A 2,802-nucleotide genomic window follows, 5' to 3' on the forward strand; every position below is an offset into this window, starting at 1 on the left:
ACATCGCAGTGGAGGGGAACAACCGCGATGTGCGCGAGATGGCGGCCCACTTGCGCTCGCACCTGTTCTTCGCGCACGTGCGCGCCTCGACGGGATCGGCCGTCCAGCAGACCAACTGCCACCCGTTCCGTCACGGCCGGTGGCTGTGGATGCACAACGGGGCCATCGCGGACTTCCAGCGACTGCAGCGCGACCTCTGCCTGGCCGTGGACCCGGCGCTCTTCTCGGCCATCGAGGGCTCCACCGACTCCGAGGTGATGTTCTACCTGGCGGTGACCTTCGGGCTCGATCAGGACGTCCCCGGAGCCGTGGCCAGGATGGCCGGGCTCGTGGAGCGGCTCGGCAAGGAGCACGGCGTCGCGGAACCGCTCCAGATGACCCTGGCCATCAGCGACGGCGAGCGCCTCTGGGCCTTCCGGTACTCCAGCCAGGGCGCCTCCCGGTCGCTCTTCTACAGCAGCCGCGCCGAGACGGTCCGCCACCTCCACCCCGAGGTGGAGTACCTCCGCGAGATCTCCGACGAGTCGCGCATCGTGGTCTCCGAGCCGCTGGGGGACCTGCCCGGCGTGTGGAACGAACTTCCCGAGGCCAGCTACACCGTGATCCCGTCCGTCCCGGACCAGGATTACCTGCCCTTCGTCCCGGCGCTCGGCTGACGGCCGCGCCACAGCCGCTTCTCCGGCGGCTTCCCCGCGTGGGCGGCGATCCGAAGGGTAGACGCCGTTCACCAGCCGCTTCGATCCACGGAGGGGGTTCCGATGTCACTGACCGTGTCCACACCCTCGGCCTCCGGACGGGAGGGAGACGCGTGCGTCCCCGGTCGGGTCCCGGTCCTGACGATGGGAGTGGAGGAGGAATTCCTGCTCGTCGACCGCCGCAGCCGGGCCCCGGTGGGGCGCGGCCCGCGCGTCATAGGAGCCGCCGCGCGCACGCTCGGGCCACTGGTCCAGCCGGAGTTCTTCACCGCCCAGGTGGAGGTCTGCACCAGCCCCACCACGGACGCCGCGGCGCTCCGGTCGGAGCTGTCCGGGATCCGGGCCGAGGTGATCCGCGCCGCGGCCGCCGAGGAGTGCCTGCTGCTGGCCGCGGGACTTCCCGTCGTACCGCCCGAGCATCCGCTGACGGTCACGCCCGACGAGCGCTACCGCAGGATGGAGTCGCACTTCACCGGGGTCCTCGGCGACTACGACCAGGCGGTCTGCGGCTGCCACGTCCACATCGGGGTCGACTGCCGGGCCCAGGCCCTCGACCTCGCCAACCGGATGCGCCCCTGGCTGCCCGTGCTCCAGGCCCTCGCGGCCAACTCGCCCTTCGACCGGGGCCAGGACTCCGGCTACGCCAGCTGGCGCGCAGTGGAGCACGCCCGCTGGCCGACCGTCGGGCCCGCCCCCGTCCTCGACGAAGCCGGGTACGAACGCTGCGCCGAGGACCTCGTGCGCAGCGGCACGGTGCTCGACCGACGGATGATCTACTGGTACGCCCGCCCGTCCGAGCACGTGCCCACGCTGGAGATCCGCGTGGCCGACGTGAACGCCCGGATCGGCACGGTCGTCCTCCTGGCCGTCCTCGTACGGGGCCTGGCCGCCACCCTGCGCGCGGAGGCGGCCGAGGGGTCCCCGGCCCCCGAGCCGCATTCGGCGCGGCTCCGCGAAGCCCACCTGCTCGCGGCCGCCCACGGCCTGCACGGCGACGGCCTCGACCCGGTCGACGGAGCCCCGGTGCCCGCGTGGACCCTGATCGCCCGGCTCCGGGACCGGGTCGCCCCCGGACTCGCGGCGGCGGGCGACTCGGAGCGCGTCGACGCCCTGCTCGAGGAGGTCAGGACCGAAGGCACCGGAGCGGCCCGGCAGCGCGCCGCGTACCGGGGCCACGGAGGGCTCAGCCGGGTCGTGGACAGCCTCGTCGAGGCAGTGGCCGCGGGCTGATGCCCTGGCCACTGGCCGGCGGCTCGGCCCGAGAGAGCAGTTCGTGAACGGGCACGGGCGGACCCGACGCGGGCCGGGGACGCCGAAGCGTCCTGGGCGGTCGGCCGCACGGGTCACGGCAGGTGTTCGGGCCCTGAACCAGCGCGCCGTGCGGCCCCTGCCCGGACGGCGGGCATAGCGTCCCTACGCGGACCACCGCACCGTCCCCACCGCACCGTCTCCACCGAACCGGACCGGAGGAACCCCGTGCCGACAGCCGGAGAACCCACTCCACCGACCCGACAGGCCTCCGCCGCCCGGACGCACGGGCACCCGGTGCCGGCGCCGACGGGCAACTGGGCCGTCGGGATGCTCATGGCCACGACCCCCTGCTCGGCCCGCGACGCGCTGCGCGTCCTCGCGACGGCCGCGGACCTGGCCGACGTACCCGTCGCGGACCTGGCTGCCGCGATCACGGCCGCCTCGTGCGGCACCACTCTGCCCGCCCGCCTCGAACGCGCTCTGCGCCGGGCCGTGGAGGCCGCCCGGACCCGCGGAACGGCGGCCGGCCCCCGTGCTGCCGGGCTCGCGCCGAACCCCGCCCGGACCGAGGAGGTGCTGACCCGGCTGCGCGGCTGCCAGGCCCGGCTCGCCGCCTCGCCCCATGACCCCGCGGCCCTGCGGGCCATGGACGACACCGCGTACACCCTGTGCGTACTGATGGGCAGGGCCACCGCCCTCGAAGCCATCACCGCGGCGGAGGAACAGCTCGCCGCCACGGCTTAGCGGCCCCGCTCGGCCCCCGGGCGGTCCTTCGCGGTCCTAGTGCTGTGACCGGGAAGGTTTGCTGGGGGTGGGGGGGGGGGAGGGGAAAGGGAGGAAGATGAGGGGCCGCGAA

At 74.4% G+C, this 2,802-nt stretch carries 3 protein-coding genes; all 3 read left to right on the forward strand.

Annotated elements, in window-relative coordinates; translation table 11 throughout:
• Positions 1 to 656 (forward strand): class II glutamine amidotransferase (locus tag ACFWBW_RS38160; RefSeq protein WP_385383274.1); only part of this gene is annotated, 656 nt, incomplete at its 5' end.
• 102 nt (positions 657 to 758) lie between these two features.
• The gene (locus tag ACFWBW_RS38165; protein WP_385383276.1) at positions 759 to 1,925 is read left to right on the forward strand and encodes a glutamate--cysteine ligase; all 1,167 of its coding nucleotides are present in this window, start codon (positions 759 to 761) and stop codon (positions 1,923 to 1,925) included.
• 246 nt (positions 1,926 to 2,171) lie between these two features.
• A complete protein-coding gene (locus tag ACFWBW_RS38170; RefSeq protein ID WP_385383279.1) occupies positions 2,172 to 2,690 on the forward strand; it encodes a DUF5133 domain-containing protein in 519 nt (172 codons plus the stop codon).
• Positions 2,691 to 2,802: the final 112 nt, after the last annotated feature.

Source organism: Streptomyces sp. NPDC059957 (assembly GCF_042730015.1).
Classification (GTDB): domain Bacteria; phylum Actinomycetota; class Actinomycetes; order Streptomycetales; family Streptomycetaceae; genus Streptomyces.